The sequence below is a fragment of the Clostridium ljungdahlii genome, assembly GCF_001636845.1.
Classification (GTDB): Bacteria; Bacillota; Clostridia; order Clostridiales; family Clostridiaceae; genus Clostridium_B; species Clostridium_B ljungdahlii_A.
Window position 1 is genome coordinate 67,222 of the sequence record NZ_LITT01000003.1, and the last position, 15,303, is coordinate 82,524.

Annotated in this window: 14 protein-coding genes and 1 riboswitch; of the genes, 12 read left to right on the plus strand and 2 right to left on the minus strand. The window is 30.5% G+C overall.

Annotated elements, in window-relative coordinates; genetic code table 11:
- Positions 1 to 180: 180 nt before the first annotated feature.
- The 9 genes from WY13_RS01625 (at position 181) to WY13_RS01665 (ending at position 10,514) form a co-directional block, all read left to right on the plus strand.
- Positions 181 to 543 carry a sulfite exporter TauE/SafE family protein gene (locus WY13_RS01625; RefSeq protein ID WP_063553973.1) on the plus strand — a complete coding sequence of 121 codons (363 nt, stop codon included), beginning with the start codon at positions 181 to 183 and terminating at the stop codon, positions 541 to 543.
- Positions 544 to 653: 110 nt separating this feature from the next.
- Positions 654 to 1,685, plus strand: coding sequence for a LacI family DNA-binding transcriptional regulator (locus WY13_RS01630; RefSeq protein ID WP_242866301.1), 1,032 nt, complete (start codon positions 654 to 656; stop codon positions 1,683 to 1,685).
- Between the two features lie 256 nt (positions 1,686 to 1,941).
- Positions 1,942 to 2,895, plus strand: a complete 954-nt coding sequence (locus WY13_RS01635; RefSeq protein WP_063553974.1) for a sugar kinase — start codon at positions 1,942 to 1,944, stop codon at positions 2,893 to 2,895.
- A gap of 178 nt (positions 2,896 to 3,073) precedes the next feature.
- Complete coding sequence (locus tag WY13_RS01640) at positions 3,074 to 3,745, plus strand: GntR family transcriptional regulator (RefSeq protein WP_063553975.1); 672 nt, start codon at positions 3,074 to 3,076, stop codon at positions 3,743 to 3,745.
- Positions 3,746 to 4,022: 277 nt separating this feature from the next.
- Positions 4,023 to 5,636, plus strand: a complete 1,614-nt coding sequence (locus WY13_RS01645; RefSeq protein WP_063553976.1) for a mannitol dehydrogenase family protein — start codon at positions 4,023 to 4,025, stop codon at positions 5,634 to 5,636.
- A gap of 21 nt (positions 5,637 to 5,657) precedes the next feature.
- Positions 5,658 to 6,731 (plus strand): mannonate dehydratase, encoded by a 1,074-nt coding sequence (gene uxuA, locus WY13_RS01650; RefSeq protein WP_063553977.1) that lies wholly within the window; start codon positions 5,658 to 5,660, stop codon positions 6,729 to 6,731.
- A 378-nt stretch (positions 6,732 to 7,109) separates the two neighbouring features.
- Positions 7,110 to 8,132: a zinc-binding alcohol dehydrogenase family protein gene (locus WY13_RS01655; protein WP_063553978.1), complete on the plus strand. Its 1,023-nt coding sequence runs from the start codon at positions 7,110 to 7,112 to the stop codon at positions 8,130 to 8,132.
- Positions 8,133 to 8,249: 117 nt separating this feature from the next.
- Positions 8,250 to 9,593: an MFS transporter gene (locus WY13_RS01660; RefSeq protein ID WP_063554028.1), complete on the plus strand. Its 1,344-nt coding sequence runs from the start codon at positions 8,250 to 8,252 to the stop codon at positions 9,591 to 9,593.
- Positions 9,594 to 9,869: 276 nt separating this feature from the next.
- Positions 9,870 to 10,514 carry a bifunctional 4-hydroxy-2-oxoglutarate aldolase/2-dehydro-3-deoxy-phosphogluconate aldolase gene (locus WY13_RS01665; RefSeq protein ID WP_063553979.1) on the plus strand — a complete coding sequence of 215 codons (645 nt, stop codon included), beginning with the start codon at positions 9,870 to 9,872 and terminating at the stop codon, positions 10,512 to 10,514.
- A 39-nt stretch (positions 10,515 to 10,553) separates the two neighbouring features.
- Here the strand turns inward: WY13_RS01665 and WY13_RS01670 are convergent, their stop codons facing one another.
- Positions 10,554 to 11,192 carry a TetR/AcrR family transcriptional regulator gene (locus WY13_RS01670; protein WP_063553980.1) on the minus strand — a complete coding sequence of 213 codons (639 nt, stop codon included), beginning with the start codon at positions 11,190 to 11,192 and terminating at the stop codon, positions 10,554 to 10,556.
- Positions 11,193 to 11,358: 166 nt separating this feature from the next.
- Here WY13_RS01670 and WY13_RS01675 point away from each other — a divergent pair, with 166 nt between their 5' ends.
- Positions 11,359 to 12,804: an MFS transporter gene (locus tag WY13_RS01675; RefSeq protein ID WP_063553981.1), complete on the plus strand. Its 1,446-nt coding sequence runs from the start codon at positions 11,359 to 11,361 to the stop codon at positions 12,802 to 12,804.
- A gap of 195 nt (positions 12,805 to 12,999) precedes the next feature.
- Here the strand turns inward: WY13_RS01675 and thiT are convergent, their stop codons facing one another.
- Complete coding sequence (gene thiT, locus WY13_RS01680) at positions 13,000 to 13,665, minus strand: energy-coupled thiamine transporter ThiT (RefSeq protein ID WP_063553982.1); 666 nt, start codon at positions 13,663 to 13,665, stop codon at positions 13,000 to 13,002.
- 82 nt (positions 13,666 to 13,747) lie between these two features.
- Positions 13,748 to 13,856: riboswitch (TPP riboswitch) on the minus strand.
- 168 nt (positions 13,857 to 14,024) lie between these two features.
- Here thiT and WY13_RS01685 point away from each other — a divergent pair.
- Both WY13_RS01685 and WY13_RS01690 read left to right on the plus strand, forming a co-directional pair.
- Positions 14,025 to 14,648, plus strand: coding sequence for a TetR/AcrR family transcriptional regulator (locus WY13_RS01685; protein WP_063553983.1), 624 nt, complete (start codon positions 14,025 to 14,027; stop codon positions 14,646 to 14,648).
- Positions 14,649 to 14,743: 95 nt separating this feature from the next.
- Positions 14,744 to 15,277 carry a MaoC family dehydratase gene (locus tag WY13_RS01690; protein WP_063553984.1) on the plus strand — a complete coding sequence of 178 codons (534 nt, stop codon included), beginning with the start codon at positions 14,744 to 14,746 and terminating at the stop codon, positions 15,275 to 15,277.
- Positions 15,278 to 15,303 lie beyond the last annotated feature (26 nt).

Below are 15,303 nucleotides of genomic sequence, written 5' to 3' on the forward strand. Positions count from 1 at the left end.
GCAGATATCCCAAATCTTTGATTTGGTGACAGTCGCTTTCACAGGGTGAGTGGAAGTATTAAAATGACTAGTTATGGGATAAAATATTAAAGTAGAATTGAAAGTTAGTTATAGATTGCAATAGGTGTGGGACATAATGGTATTAGAATATTATATAACAAAATGAGGAGGCTAAAAATAGTGAATAATATTATTTTATTTATTGTTATAGGTTGTATTGCAGGTATTTTGAGTGGGTTATTTGGTATAGGTGGTGGAATCATAATAGTACCTGCATTAATTTACTTATGTGGATTTACTCAATTAAAAGCCCAGGGCACATCACTTGCAATTTTGTTACCACCAGTAGGTATACTTGCATTTATAGACTATTACAAAGAAGGTCATGTTGATGTTAAAGCAGGAATATTAATATGTATATTTTTAGTTATAGGCTCAGTTTTGGGAGCTAAAATGTCTCATGTCTTACCAGTAGATATTATGAGAAAATTATTTGGCATTTTAATGATGCTAATAGCTGTTAAATTGATTTTTGGTAAATAAAGGTTAATTTAATAAATGTTTTATGAAAGAGAGAAATGTTTAATTAGTTATTGAAAGTGTTAACTTTAAATGATACTATAATATTAATAAACCGGTTTCTAAAAGAAGAGGTGAGATACATAAAGCCTGAGAAAAAAATTGTAATTGACGATGTGGCTAAAAAGGCAGGAGTCTCTAAGTCAACAATATCAAGATATTTAAATGGGAAATTTGAATATATGTCACAAAAGACTAGAAAAAATATCGAAAAGGTAATTGATGAATTAGATTATAGACCAAATAGTATAGCCAGAAGTTTAAAACTTAAGAGGAGTATGCTTATACAAGTTATAATTGCAGATTTGACCAATCCATTTTCCTCTTTGTTAATAAAAGGTGTAGGTGATGAATGTGGAAAATATGGATATAATGTTATAATAGCTAATACGGATAATGATAAGGATAAGGAAAGAGAATATATTCTTTCTCTTACATCCCAGAATGTAGATGGATTGATAATAAACAGTACTGGATATAATAGAAAATTACTAAAAGATGTATTAGATCAAGGCATTCCAGTTGTAACTATGGACAGAATTATAGATGATAAGGTATTTGATTCTGTTACAAGTAATAACTACGATATGACATTTAAAACTATAAATTATTTAATTGATTCTGGATTTAAAAATATAGCATTATTTACCCAGCATGTAGATAAGATAAGTGTGAGAATTGAGAGAGAAAAAGCATTTTTGGATGCTTGTAATAACAGATTAAATAGTTCCAATTTTAATGTTTATACTATAGATAGACATGATACAGGAAGTGTGGAACTTAGTTTGTTTGATTTCTTGAATAATTATAAGGAAAGTAAGGCAATATTTGCTATTAATGGAGTAGTGCTTTTAAATGTACTGCAGCTTATAAATAAATTTAATTTAAAAATACCTGAGGATGTAGGAATTTGCGGGTATGATAATTGGGGATGGGCATCTTTAATATCACCTGGAATTACAACTATATCACAGCCATCTTATGATATTGGAATGAGATCAGCAAAGATACTTTTAGATAGAATAAAGCATGGTAAAGGCGAGAAAAATACATGTATTTATTTAAATTCTAAGCTTGAAATAAGAGGATCTACTGTACTGAAATAAACTTGTGTACAACAAATGTAAACCGGTTTCTATAAAATACATTAAAGTACATAAATTAATTTATCTGATGGCTACCTACTGTAACACTCCCACTTCTATCAAAGTGGGAGATATTAGAACTCTTGAGCTTCAGCGATTTAGAGTTCTTATGCTGTGCATAACAGTAGCTACGCCCTTAGATAATTCATTTAAACTTAGTGGGAGAAAAAAACTCCCACTAAGTAAAATTCATTGATAAAAATGGAGGGTATATATAATGAGCGAATTTTTAACTATTGGAGAGCCATTGACATTGTTTGCTGCCACTGGAGAAAGTGAAATTGATAAAGAACTAAAAGATGTGAAATTTTATGAAAAATTTTTAGCAGGAGCAGAAGTTAATGTATGTGTTGGGCTCTCAAGACTTGGACATTCTACACAATATATTACTAAAATAGGACAAGACCCTTTTGGGTATTTTATAAAAGAAAGCTTAAAAAAAGAAAAAATAGGAACAGACTTTATAGGAGAAACTGATGAATATTTTACTGGATATCAATTGAAATCAAAAGTTAGTCATGGAGATCCCAAGATATTTTATTTTAGGAAGAATTCTGCAGCATCTCATTTTTCAACAGAAGATTTGAAAAATGTTGATGTAAATGGATTAAAGCACATGCATTTAACGGGTATATTTCCATCACTTTCTAAAAGTTGTAGAGAATCTGTTTATAAATTGTTAAAAATGGCTAAGGAAAATAATGTTACAATTACATTTGATCCAAATTTAAGATTACCTCTATGGAAAGATAAAGAAGAAATGAAACATGTAATAAATGATATAGCATTTAAGAGCGATATTGTGCTTCCAGGAATAAGTGAAGGATTAATATTGACAGGAAGCGATAATCCAGATGATATTGCAGATTTTTATTTAGATAAGGGAGTTAAGATTGTTATTATAAAACTTGGCAGTAAGGGTGCTTATGTAAAGTCTAAAGATGATTCCTATACAGTAAATGGTTTTAAGGTAGAAAAAGTTGTAGACACAGTAGGGGCAGGAGATGGCTTTGCAGTTGGTCTCATAAGTGGATTGTTGGAAGGTTTAGATATTAAAGAGGCAGTGCAGAGAGGAAATGCTATAGGAGCACTTGCTGTAATGTCTGTAGGTGATAATGATGGTTATCCAGACAAAGCTCATCTTGATGAATTTATAAGTAAAAATAAGTAGAATATAAAAACTATGTTTATTTTAAAATAAGCATAGTTCCTGGAATCAGATGAACATTTTTTTGTATTATTTTAGTAAAATGTATTGAATTTATGAAAGTGTATGCTATAATAAAAACATAACTACCATACAAGCATGGTAGCATGCTTGTATGGTAATAAAAAAGGAGAATTAGTAAATGATTCTTGAGACAGGAAAAAAGTTAACAAGTAAAAGACTGTATCAAATTTTAAAAGAAGAGATTATAAAATTGCATTTAAGGCCAGGACTTAGTATTTCTGAGAAAGGTATTTCAGAAAAGTTTGATGTAAGTAGAACTCCGGTTAGGGAAGCATTTTTACTTTTATCTCAAGAAGGACTATTGGATGTATATCCACAAAAAGGAACTTTTGTGTCACTTATTGATTTGGATGCTGTAGAAGAAGCAAGATTTTTGCGTGAGCATGTTGAGAGAGCAGTAGTTAAACTTGCATGTAATGAGTTTCCAGAAGAAAAAATGTTTTTCCTTGAAATGAATTTAAAAGTTGAAAAAATGTGTATGGATAAAAATGACTACACAGGTTTTTTTCAAGCAGATGAAGAATTTCATAGGACAATTTTTGAAGGATGCAATAAAAAAAGAACTTGGGATACAATTTGTCAAGTTGAAGCAGATTTTCAACGTATTCGTGTATTATCATTGTCTTTGAAGTTAAAAATAGATAATGTATATTCACAACATCTGGTAATTACAGATGCAATAAGAGATAAAAAGCCAGACATAGCTGATAAAGCTATGAGAGAGCACCTGACTATGGTTAATTTTGATTCAGTTAAATTAAAAGAAAAGTATCAGGAATATTTTAAATAAATATATAAACTTGTAAGCTTATATATTTAGGTTACATGCAAACGTTATTATTAAAAAGAGACTTGCCAACAATATTCTAAAATGGGATATGAGTATTCTTGACAAAATCTCAAAGTAAAAAATTATACAAAATATATTATATCACAATTATAAAAGAATATATATTTTTTTGGACATTATTAAATGTTAAATGTTTATTTAAGGGGGTATGATAAAAATAAGTTATACAAAATTTTTTAATTTTGCAAAGCAAATATCTTAGAAAGAAGGTAGCAATGTGGATTTAAATAAGGAAGGTATACAGAAAAAAGATGATTGGAATAAAGTAGACATAAAATTACCTGAGTTTGATTATGATGAAATGTGCAAAAAAACCATAGAAAATCCCAAATGGGTTCACTTTGGATCAGGCAATATTTTTAGGGGATTTATAGCTGCACTTCAGCAAAAACTTTTAAATTTAAAAAAGGCTGATACTGGAATTGTTGCAGTGGAAACTTATGATTATGAAATCATAGATAAAATATATACACCCTATGACAATTTGAGTCTTCAAGTAATTATGAATCCAGAGGGAAAGCTAAGTAATACTGTAATTGCAAGTATTGGAGAAAGTATTGCTGCAGATAGTAAAAGAGAAGAAAATTGGAAAAGGCTCAATGAAATGTTCTCAAATCCTTCCCTTCAAATGATAAGCTTTACTATAACTGAAAAGGGATATAAATTAAAAAATTTAACTGGAAATTTTACAGATGAAGTAATAAAAGATATAAAAAGTGGGCCATTTAAACCTAGTAATGTAATGTCTAAAGTTACAGCACTTTTATATACGAGATTTAAATCAGGAGAGCTTCCAATTGCAGTAGTTAGTATGGATAACTGCTCCCATAATGGAGAAAAATTATATAACTCCATTAATACAATTGCAAATGAATGGGTTAAAAATAAATTAGTTGAAAAGGAATTTATTGACTATATAAACAATAAAGAAAAGGTTACATTTCCTTGGAGTATGATAGATAAAATTACACCAAGACCTTCTGATAAAGTTAAAAAACTACTTAATTCAATTGGACTAAATAATATTGAGCCTATTATAACAAGCAAAAATACTTATATAGCACCGTTCATAAATACCGAAGGGCCACAGTATCTTGTTATTGAAGATAGTTTCCCAAATGGACGTATGCCTCTTGAAGATGCAGGAGTGTATTTTACAAATAGAGAAACAGTAGAAAAAGTTGAGAGAATGAAAGTATGTACATGCCTTAATCCGCTTCATACATCTATGGCTGTATTTGGATGTTTGCTTGGGTATACTTTGATTGCAGATGAAATGAAAGATGATTGCATTATAAAACTTATAAAGAAAATAGGATATGATGAAGGAATGCCTGTTGTTACAAATCCTGGAATAATTGCTCCAGAGGATTTTATAGGAGAAGTTATCAAAATAAGACTACCAAATCCATATATACCAGATACTCCACAGAGAATTGCAACTGATACATCACAAAAAGTTGGAATAAGATTTGGAGAGACAATTAAGGAATATGTAAAAAGAGATGATTTAGATCCAAAATCTTTAAAATATATACCTCTTGTTATTGCAGGGTGGTGTAGATATATGCTTGGCATAGATGATAAAGGTAAAAATTTTGAAATTAGTTCAGATCCACTTTTAGAAACACTGAAAAAATATTTGTCAGGTGTAAAACTTGGAGAAAAGTATGTAGATGGAACGTTGAAGCCAATACTTTCAAATGAAGATATATTTGGATCAGATCTTTATAAAGTTGGACTTGGAGAAAAAGTTGAAAATTATTTTACTGAAATGATTACAGGAGAGGGTGCAGTTAGAAACACACTCAAAAAATATTTAAATTGCTAATTAGAGAAAGGAATGTTTTTTATGAAGATGACATTTAGATGGTTTGGCAAAAATGATGATAGTGTTACACTTGATCAAATACGTCAAATACCAGCAGTTAAAGGAGTTGTAGGATTTTTACCTGATATTCCAGCTGGAGAGGTATGGCCTATGGAGCAAATACTTAAATATAAAAAAAATATAGAAGCCCATGGCTTGGAACTTGAAGTTATTGAAAGTGTAAATGTCCATGAAGATATAAAACTTGGATTACCATCTAGGGATAAGTACATAAAAAATTATAAGGAGACAATAAAGAATTTGGGACAAGCAGGTATAAAAGTAATATGTTATAATTTTATGCCAGTATTTGATTGGCTTAGAACAGATCTTGCCTATAAGCTTCCAGATGGATCAAAAACAATGCTTTATGATGATGATAAATTAAAAGGATTAGATCCAATTGATCTTGTTAAAAGTACTGAAAAAAATTCTAATGGTTTTTCACTTCCAGGTTGGGAACCAGATAGACTTAAAGAATTGAAAAATGTATTAAAATTATATGAAAATGTGGATGAGGAAAAATTATTTGAAAACTATGAGTATTTCCTTAAAGCAATAATACCAACGTGTGAAAAATATGATGTTAAGATGGCAGTACATCCAGATGATCCTGCATGGGGTGTATTTGGACTTCCTAGAATAGTGAATTCAAAAGAAAATTTAGAGAGAATAGTAAAAATGGTAGATAGTACTTATAATGGCATAACTTTATGTAGTGGAGCCTTAGGATCAAGTACTAAAAACAATATACCTGAACTAATAAGATATTTTGGAGCTATGGGAAGAATACATTTTGCTCATGTTAGAAATATAAAAATATTATCTGAAAAACATTTCCATGAGGTATCACATTTGTCAAGTGATGGATCATTTGATATGTTTGAAATAATGAAAGCGTATCATGATGTTGGGTTTGAAGGTTATATGAGACCTGATCATGGAAGAATGATATGGGATGAAAAGGCAAGGCCTGGATATGGACTGTATGACAGGGCACTTGGAGTAACTTATCTAAATGGATTGTGGGAAGCAATTAAAAAAATGAGTAAATAAGATTAAATTTATGTAAAAAATAGGCATTTTATAATTCGTAAATTGTCATCAAAAAGACGGCCATCTTAATATGACAATTTATGATATAAAATGTCTAGAAAATAAAACTTTTTATACAATGTCTAAGAATTATTTACAGAATTTAGTATAACACAAATTAAATTAACTAACAAATGTGGTTGAAACAATTTATTGCTTTTTAGTACGTATAAAAACGTTTTCTAGTATGGAGATTTAAGGATATATGCAAAATGTTAAATATTTACTAGGTATTAAGCGTTTTTATTACAACAAGTTTTTAATAAAGCTTCTAATTAGAAGTTATTAATTTAGTTTTATTGATAAATAAAGTTTGTATAAAAATAGGAGGAAAAAGTTATGAAAATTGCAAGAGTATATGGAAAAGATGATCTTAGAGTGGAAGAAGCTGAAATTCCTAAGATTATAAAATCAGATGATGTTTTGATAAAAACAAAGAGAATTGGCATTTGTGGATCTGATGTCCATTTATATCATGGTGAAAATCCATTGGCTACATTACCAAGGGTTATGGGACATGAAGTTGTTGGTGAAGTTGTTGAAATTGGAGCCGGTGTAAAAAATCTTAATATTGGTGATCATATTGTAATTGAGCCAATTAACTATTGCGGAAAATGCTATGCATGTCGTCATGGTATGCCTAATGTATGTAAAGATCTATCCGTATTTGGTGTTCATGAAGATGGTGGTATGAGAGAGTATTTCACAGTACCTGAAAAACAATGTCATGTAATGAATAAGGATTTGGATTGGGATACTGCAGTATTAACTGAACCATATACTATTGGTGCTAATTCAACAGCTCGTGGTAATGTTGGTGTTGGAGATACTGTACTTATTCAAGGAGCAGGTCCTATAGGAATATGTATACTTAAATTGGCTAAGATCAAAGGTGCAACAGTAATGGTAACAGATGTTGTTGAAGATAAATTAAAATTTGCAAAGGAAAATGGAGCGGATAGAGTTGTTAATGTTGCTAGGGAAGATATTGAAGAGGCAGTTAAAGATTGGACAGATGGAGAAGGTGTAAATAAGGTTATTGATGCAGTTGGGTCTCCGAAGACATTTGAACTTGGATTTAATTTGGCATCACCAGCAGGTACTGTTGTTGTTTTAGGGTTTTCTGAAAAAGCATCACAAATTCCACAATTACCTATTACTAAAAATCAATTAACTGTTGTTGGTACTAGACTACAAGCATATCAATTTGCTAATGTCATTCGTTTAATGGAATCTGGAATGTTAAAAAGTGATGGATTAATTACACATAAATTTAAATTTGATCAAATTCAGGAAGCTCTTGATTTTATTGATGAACATCCTGAGAAGGTTAAAAAAATGATTCTTACTTTCGATGATTAGTTAAAATTACTCTTTGTTTTTTTAAATCATCTAAAGTTAATGCAGTTTGAAAATTAGGACTAGATGTTAGAAAATAAAGTTAAATTTTTTATAAATAGTAAGGAAGGTGTAGTAAAAATGCAGAAAAATGATAATAATACTTATCAGATTGAAACAAAAGAATTAGTTAAAGTTGCTGCAAGTGGCTGGCTTGGAACTGCAATGGAATTTATGGATTTTCAGTTATACTCTCTTGCAGCAGCTATTGTTTTTAATAAAATATTTTTTCCAAATGCAAGTCCTGCTATGGGTTTAATAATGTCCATGGGAACATATGGAGCTGGATATGTTGCTAGGTTAGTTGGAGCATATATGTTTGGAAGAATTGGTGACAAAATGGGACGTAGAACAGTTCTTTTTGCCACTATAACTCTTATGGGACTTGCATCAACACTTATAGGTTTCTTGCCTACTTATGCAAAAGTTGGCATATTAGCTCCAATAGGATTAGTTGTACTACGAATTTTTCAGGGTTTAGGTGCTGGAGCAGAAATAAGTGGAGCCGGTGTTATGGTTGCTGAGTTTTCAAAAGTGAAAAATAGAGGTTTGATTGGTAGTTTAGTTTGTTTAGGAACTTCATCTGGGACATTACTAGCGAATCTAATTTGGACTATTATTTTAACAAATATTAGTGGAAACGATTTACTTACATGGGGATGGAGAATTCCATTTTTCGCCTCCTTTGTCGTCATGATTGCAGCAATTTTAATTAGAATTTTTGTTAAAGAAAGTCCAGTTATGGCAGAGAAGAAAAAGTTGCTTTTAAAAGAAAGAGAAGAAATAGAAAAAGATAGTAAACCAGTTATAGCTAAGAGAAAGGGAAAGAAGAGTTTTGTAGTTGCTTTGGGATTACGTTTTGGACAAGCCGGTAATAGTGGTGTTCTACAAACATACCTAGCTGGTTTTGTTGTTACTGTTCTTTTGATGCAAAAAACTGTTGCAACAAATGCCAATATTATTTCATCCTTAATATCTTTTATAACTATTCCTGTGGTCGGATATCTTGGTGACAAATTTGGAAGAAGAAAAGTATATATGACTTTATCACTTGCTATGGCAGTTTATGCAATTCCAATGATGATGATGATTAATTCAAAAAATGTTGTTTTACTAACTATTGGACTAGTAATTGGTTTAAATATTGGTTGTCAAGGAATGTTTGCTTTGGAAAATGTAACGTTAAGTGAATTATTTGGATCAAAAAATAGAGTTACTCTGGTTTCTCTTGCTAAAGAAATAGCAGGTCTTATAGCTACTGGTTTTGGCCCTTTAATTGCAGCTAGCTGGGTATCAGCAGTTTCAGGCAGTTGGGTTCCAGTTGCTATAATGCTTATTGTTTTTTCTTTAAGTACATTCTTTAGTTCTTATGTTTCTGAAGATGTCACTGGAAGAGATTTAAATGATTTAGATGATGCAATGTAAATTTAGTTCTACTTGACTTATATATGCTAATATTAATGAAATAGTATGAAATCAAAGATTTTGCGAGTGAGTCTAGCATAAATAAGCAAGAAAAAGGATAACTATTAAGCTAGGAAAAAAATCAGTTTATACAAATTTATTTTCCTAGTTTTTCCTGATTAGTAAGTTACTTGGCTTTATATATTGATATATGAAACTACGTTCTACATAATTAAACATGTAAAGATGTTTATGAAATTACTGTGAAAAATAATTTTAAGTAAGGAGATATGCATAATGATTGAAAAAATTGAAACTTTAAGAAGAATTGAAGAAGTAGGTGTAGTAGCTGTTGTAAGGGCTGAAACTGCAGAGTCCGCCGAAAAAATTTCTAAAGCATGCATAGATGGAGGTATACCTGCAATTGAACTTACTTTTACAGTGCCTGATGCAGATAAAGTAATAACTTCTTTAAAAAATAAATTTTCAAAAGATGAATTAATATTAGGTGCTGGAACAGTTTTAGATAGTGAAACTGCAAGAATAGCAATACTTGCAGGAGCAAAATACATTGTAAGCCCTGATTTTAATTTAGAAGCTGCTAAACTATGCAATAGATATCAAATACCTTATATGGCAGGTTGTATGACTGTAACTGAAATGATAACAGCAATGGAAGCTGGTGTGTCCGTAATAAAATTATTTCCAGGAAGTGCTTATGGTCCAAGCATAGTAAAGGACATAAAATCACCTCTTCCACAGGTACCTATTATGCCTACTGGTGGAGTAAGTCTGGATAATGTAGAACAATGGATAAAAAATGGTTGTGTTGCTGTTGGAGTAGGTGGAAAACTTACTGCTGGAGCAAAAACTGGGGACTACGATAAAGTAACTGAAACTGCTAAGAAGTTCGTACAAAAAGTTAAGGAAGCAAGACTTTAAATTTGTTAATACCTGCCATTTTAGTTATAATGGCAGGTATTAGTGCTTATTCAAGTGATTTATTGGTTTCATTTTTAAATATCTACATAAAGCTTTAACAGCTTCATCTAAAATACGATTTCTGTCAATTGAGCTTTTATAAAGAGAAATATCATCTACTACAGAATTTATAATAAGTGATGTAACTATGGCGGCAGCTTCATAATCGTCTATATCAATGTATTCCTTATATAATTTTATAGAATAGAGAGCGGCATCTTGTATTTTTTTTCTTTGTTCATCTGAAAGTGCTGCAACTTCTGCATCGTAGAAGTAAAGTGTTTTTACTTCTCTTTGAAAATCCACAGACTTATCATGAATATCTACAAGTATTAACATGAATTCACGGAAACATTCTTCTGGTGATTTAAAAAGCAGCATTTTATTCATAAATTCATCTCGAAGTTTATCAAATTGTGCCTGATATTTTTTAAGAATATCTAAAAAAATTGTATGTTTATCTTTAAAGTAAGAATAAAGACATCCTATTGAAACACCAGCTTCTGCTGCTATTTCTGAGGTTGTCGTTTTATAATAACCATTTTTACAAATTAGTTTATAGCCGGCCTTAAGTATTTTATCCTTTTTTTCTATACTTCTTTTTTGTTTTGGTTCTCTTATTTTACGTTCATTTATCATGTTATCACATCCCTTATATCAACATTTTAAAGAAATAGTAATAGGTTGTCAATAAAAAATATGAATAAAAGTTCTTATTTATATATTGACTTGTGGATAAACTTGGCGTAATATAATCAACATGAACAAGAATAAACATTCACATTCTAATTTGGGGGTTATAAATATGAATTCAGTGAAAAGTAAAACAGGAATAAGTACAGTAATTATAATTATGCTTGGTACATTTATATCTAGTTTTGATATAAATGTTGTAAATACTGCTCTGCCAATTATGCAGTCGTATTTTCATGCAAGTATGTCATCTATAGAATGGATAATAGTAGGTTATTTAATGGTGCTTGGTGCAACACAGCTTACATTTGGAAGACTTTCTGATATGTTTGGTCATAAGAAAATTTATGTAGCTGGTTTAATCTTATTTACAATAAGTTCTTTTTTTTGTGCACTATCAACGTCTATTGTCATGTTGATTGTTTTTAGAATCACTCAAGCAATTGGAGCTTCGATGATTTCTTCCAGCGGAAGTCCAATTATAATTGATGCAGTAGACACTAAAAATAGGGGGAAATCCTTAGGAATGATAGCTATTTCTGTAGCTGTAGCTGTTTGTACAGGTCCGGCATTAGGAGGACTTTTGGCTTCTAGGGCAGGCTGGAGCAGTATATTTTTTATAAATGTTCCAATTGGTATAGCTGTTTCTATATTAGCTATTAAAGTTATTAAAAAAGATGATAAAAGAAGAAATGAAGTTCAGTTTGATTTTGCAGGAAGTACATTAATTATTGCTGCGATATTCTTAATATTACTTCCATTAAATCTTTTAAGTAAATCTTATTTTAATATTGGAAGTATTGTTTCTTTTTTAGGAGGCATTTTTGTACTCCTGTTGTTTATTGTATTTGAAAAGAAATCTAAGCATCCAATACTTAATATGGAGCTTTTTAAAAATAGAGTTTTTACAGGAAGTACTTTTGCAGCTATGTTTTTTTACATGGGAGAATTTATTTTAGTCTTTCTAGCTCCTTATTATTTGCAAAAGATGAGAATGCTCACTCCTTTTATGTCTGGAGTAATGATGCTGCCTATGTCAATAGCTATGATTATAGCAGCTCCGTTAAGTGGTACAATCTCAGATAATTTTGACAGCCGATATATAGGGTGTGCTGGACTTGCAGTAATGGCATTAGCTACTTTATTCGTTGGAGGATTTAATGCTTCAACACCAATTTGGATGTTAACTGTAGTTTTCTTTATATATGGGTTAGGAGGAGGATTTTTTCAAACTCCCAATACTAGTGCAGTAATGGGCAGTGTAACTGCAGATAGAAGGGGAGTTGCCTCAGCAGCTCTTGGTACAATGAGAACTTTTGGAATGATGTCAGGGGAGGCAATTTCTGCAGCACTTATTGCCTTTAGCATGAACAAGTCAGAATCTACATTTATATCAAAGGGGTTGAAAAGTACATTATTATGGCAGGCAGAATTTAGCTTTTCAACTAAGGTTACATGTATTGTGGCAGCAATATGTGTTATAACAGCAATAGTATTGTCATTTGTGCGTGGAAAGTCTGCAGCATCATGTGGGAATGCTGCAGTTAAAACAAATTAGTTGCCGGATATAGTTATATCACCATTATCTAAGAAAACTTTGATATTGCTGTCATGGATATCTTAAATTTTATTAATAATAGATTAGCTTTATATTAAGGCTAATCTATTATTATACTTAACTTATGAGAAAAAATATGATTTAAATTGTCAATTTATTATTTCTCGTGTTTTGAAAATTTTTTGACATAGATAACTATGTCATTTGTCTATGCTTGTTAAAAATAGAGTATAGTTGTTTCATAGGAAGAAGCGCCATTATAACAATACATATACAACCTTCTACTGCCATAAAAGGTCCATTGATCATAAGTGAATATAAGTATGTAGACATTCCTTTAGGAGCAAAACTTCCAAAGAATACTACACCAGAAATGAAGTGACATATGAACCGGGCAAATACGGCAACAAAGGTTCCTAGTATCTTTTTATCTCTAAAATAGCCTGCGAGTCCAATTGCCATAAAAGGCAGTGGATAATCAAACAATACTTGTACAGGATGGAGAATATAAGGTCCAAGTATTAATGATATTATCCCATATAAAAAGCCAGTTAAGAATCCAACTTCAGGGCCATAAAAGAATGCCAGGATTAAAAGGGGTATCATACTTCCTAGAGTTACACTTCCACCTTGTGGAAAATGATAAATTCTAAAAATTTTAAGTACAGTTGCAAGTGCAAGGGCCACTCCAATTTGAACGACCATGGAAGTGTTGAATTTTATTTTTTTTATCTTTATTGCAGCAAGAATTAAAAGTATTACAGCAAGTAGTGCAAACAAAGATATTGGATGTTTTAAGATTTCAGTTAGGTTTTGTGGAATAGATAAAAAAACTTTTAAGTCTTTTAAAATAACGGTCATAAAAAAACCTCCTCGAATTAGTGCTCAGGAAGTCTAGGTTTAATACAAAAAACCGACTCCAGATATCCGAAATGCGGTTTTAATTGCATATAAATCGCTTTTCCTACGCTGGTATTATCCAGATCAGGTATAAGGGTTTATGAAGAATAATAAACTTCATTTCTCAGCCTAAGGCACCCCTAGCACTTTTTATTAACTTTTACCTAATTATACCATTAATTTTGGCAAATTTGAAGTCTTTTGTTATTATTACAGAGATTTAGGTGTTAAATCTCTGGTACCATCCAGACTTCATTGACAAATAAACTATCATATTATAAAATGAATTATATATTCAGTTTTATATTGGCGGGGATAAAATGGCTCAAATAAAAAAAGACAAAATCAGGCAGGCAATTGAAGGTTCGGCGGTAGATATATTTTTAGAAAAAGGGTATCTGAACACAAAAATGAAGGATATTTCTGAAAAGGCAAATATATCAGTAGGAAATATTTATATTTATTTTAGGAATAAGGAGAATTTATTTTATAATGTTTTACCACAATCTTTTGTAGATGCTTTTAGGAAATATAATTACAATATATTCCCATTATTAACAAAAGCCTTTTTTAATAATGAACAAAATTTAGAAAGGTATATTCCAAATCATAAACAGGTAGAGGATCTAATAGCAAATCGTAAAAGATTATTAATATTGTTAAGGTGCAGCAAGGGCACAAAATATGAAAATTTGAAAGAAGAGATATTAGAAAATGTAATACAGCGGGAATGTAGCTATTTGCAAAAATATAATTTCGCAGATAACTGTAGGACAACTCAAAATTATAAAGTAATAAAAATGGTGTTTTATAATATGCTTAATATGCTGCTGGATTCCCTAGAAGGTGATATGAATGGGGATGAACGAAGAAATGTAGTAAGATTTGCGTTTAAATACAATTATGATGGATTTAAAAGATTACTTATAGAATACACTAAGTGAAATTATCGGCTGTATCTTAAACATAAGTCACAAATAGAAACTATAAAAAATAGCTTACATATATTGTATAAAGTATTTATAAGGTGGAAAATAAAATGATAGATTTATTTAGAGCATTTGCTACAAAGGATGATTTTTTTTATGATGGTGCATTTATTGCCAAGGTAAAATATCAACGATTTCAATCAAAATTAGAAAATGAAACTTACAAAAATGAGATTATGAAAAGCAATAGACGACTTTGTATAATCAATTGTAGTGGATATGTTAATAATGAAATTGTAGAAACATTAACAGTTTATTTAATGATGAATGCAGCAGTTAAAGAAGCTACTCAATTAGAACCTATCAAAGATGTGGGTACTTTATGGCGTAATTTTTCAATAGAAGAAATTGCAGATTTTAGTCATCTTACAGGGGATACAAATTCAATTCATCTCACGGAAAATCCCGTTGTACAAGGATTGCTTATACTGAAAGAACTATGTGATACAATTCAAACTAATGAAATAGAAGTAAAGTATGTTTATCCTGTTTATGGTGGTGAACCGATTTATATAAAATATGAGGGAAATCTCATTAAAGGTTTTAGTAATGGTATATTATGCTTTAAAGTAACCCTGCTTTAAAATATAAATGAGAAAAGTATAAAACT

Excerpts from the sequence above, each read along its gene's own strand:
- WY13_RS01635 (WP_063553974.1), top strand. The coding sequence starts at position 1,942 with ATGAGCGAATTTTTAACTATTGGAGAGCCATTGACATTGTTTGCTGCC.
- WY13_RS01640 (WP_063553975.1), top strand. The coding sequence starts at position 3,074 with ATGATTCTTGAGACAGGAAAAAAGTTAACAAGTAAAAGACTGTATCAA.
- uxuA (WP_063553977.1), top strand. The coding sequence starts at position 5,658 with ATGAAGATGACATTTAGATGGTTTGGCAAAAATGATGATAGTGTTACA.
- WY13_RS01655 (WP_063553978.1), top strand. The coding sequence starts at position 7,110 with ATGAAAATTGCAAGAGTATATGGAAAAGATGATCTTAGAGTGGAAGAA.
- WY13_RS01660 (WP_063554028.1), top strand. The coding sequence starts at position 8,250 with ATGCAGAAAAATGATAATAATACTTATCAGATTGAAACAAAAGAATTA.
- WY13_RS01665 (WP_063553979.1), top strand. The coding sequence starts at position 9,870 with ATGATTGAAAAAATTGAAACTTTAAGAAGAATTGAAGAAGTAGGTGTA.
- WY13_RS01670 (WP_063553980.1), bottom strand. The coding sequence starts at position 11,192 with ATGATAAATGAACGTAAAATAAGAGAACCAAAACAAAAAAGAAGTATA.
- WY13_RS01675 (WP_063553981.1), top strand. The coding sequence starts at position 11,359 with ATGAATTCAGTGAAAAGTAAAACAGGAATAAGTACAGTAATTATAATT.
- thiT (WP_063553982.1), bottom strand. The coding sequence starts at position 13,665 with ATGACCGTTATTTTAAAAGACTTAAAAGTTTTTTTATCTATTCCACAA.
- WY13_RS01685 (WP_063553983.1), top strand. The coding sequence starts at position 14,025 with ATGGCTCAAATAAAAAAAGACAAAATCAGGCAGGCAATTGAAGGTTCG.
- WY13_RS01690 (WP_063553984.1), top strand. The coding sequence starts at position 14,744 with ATGATAGATTTATTTAGAGCATTTGCTACAAAGGATGATTTTTTTTAT.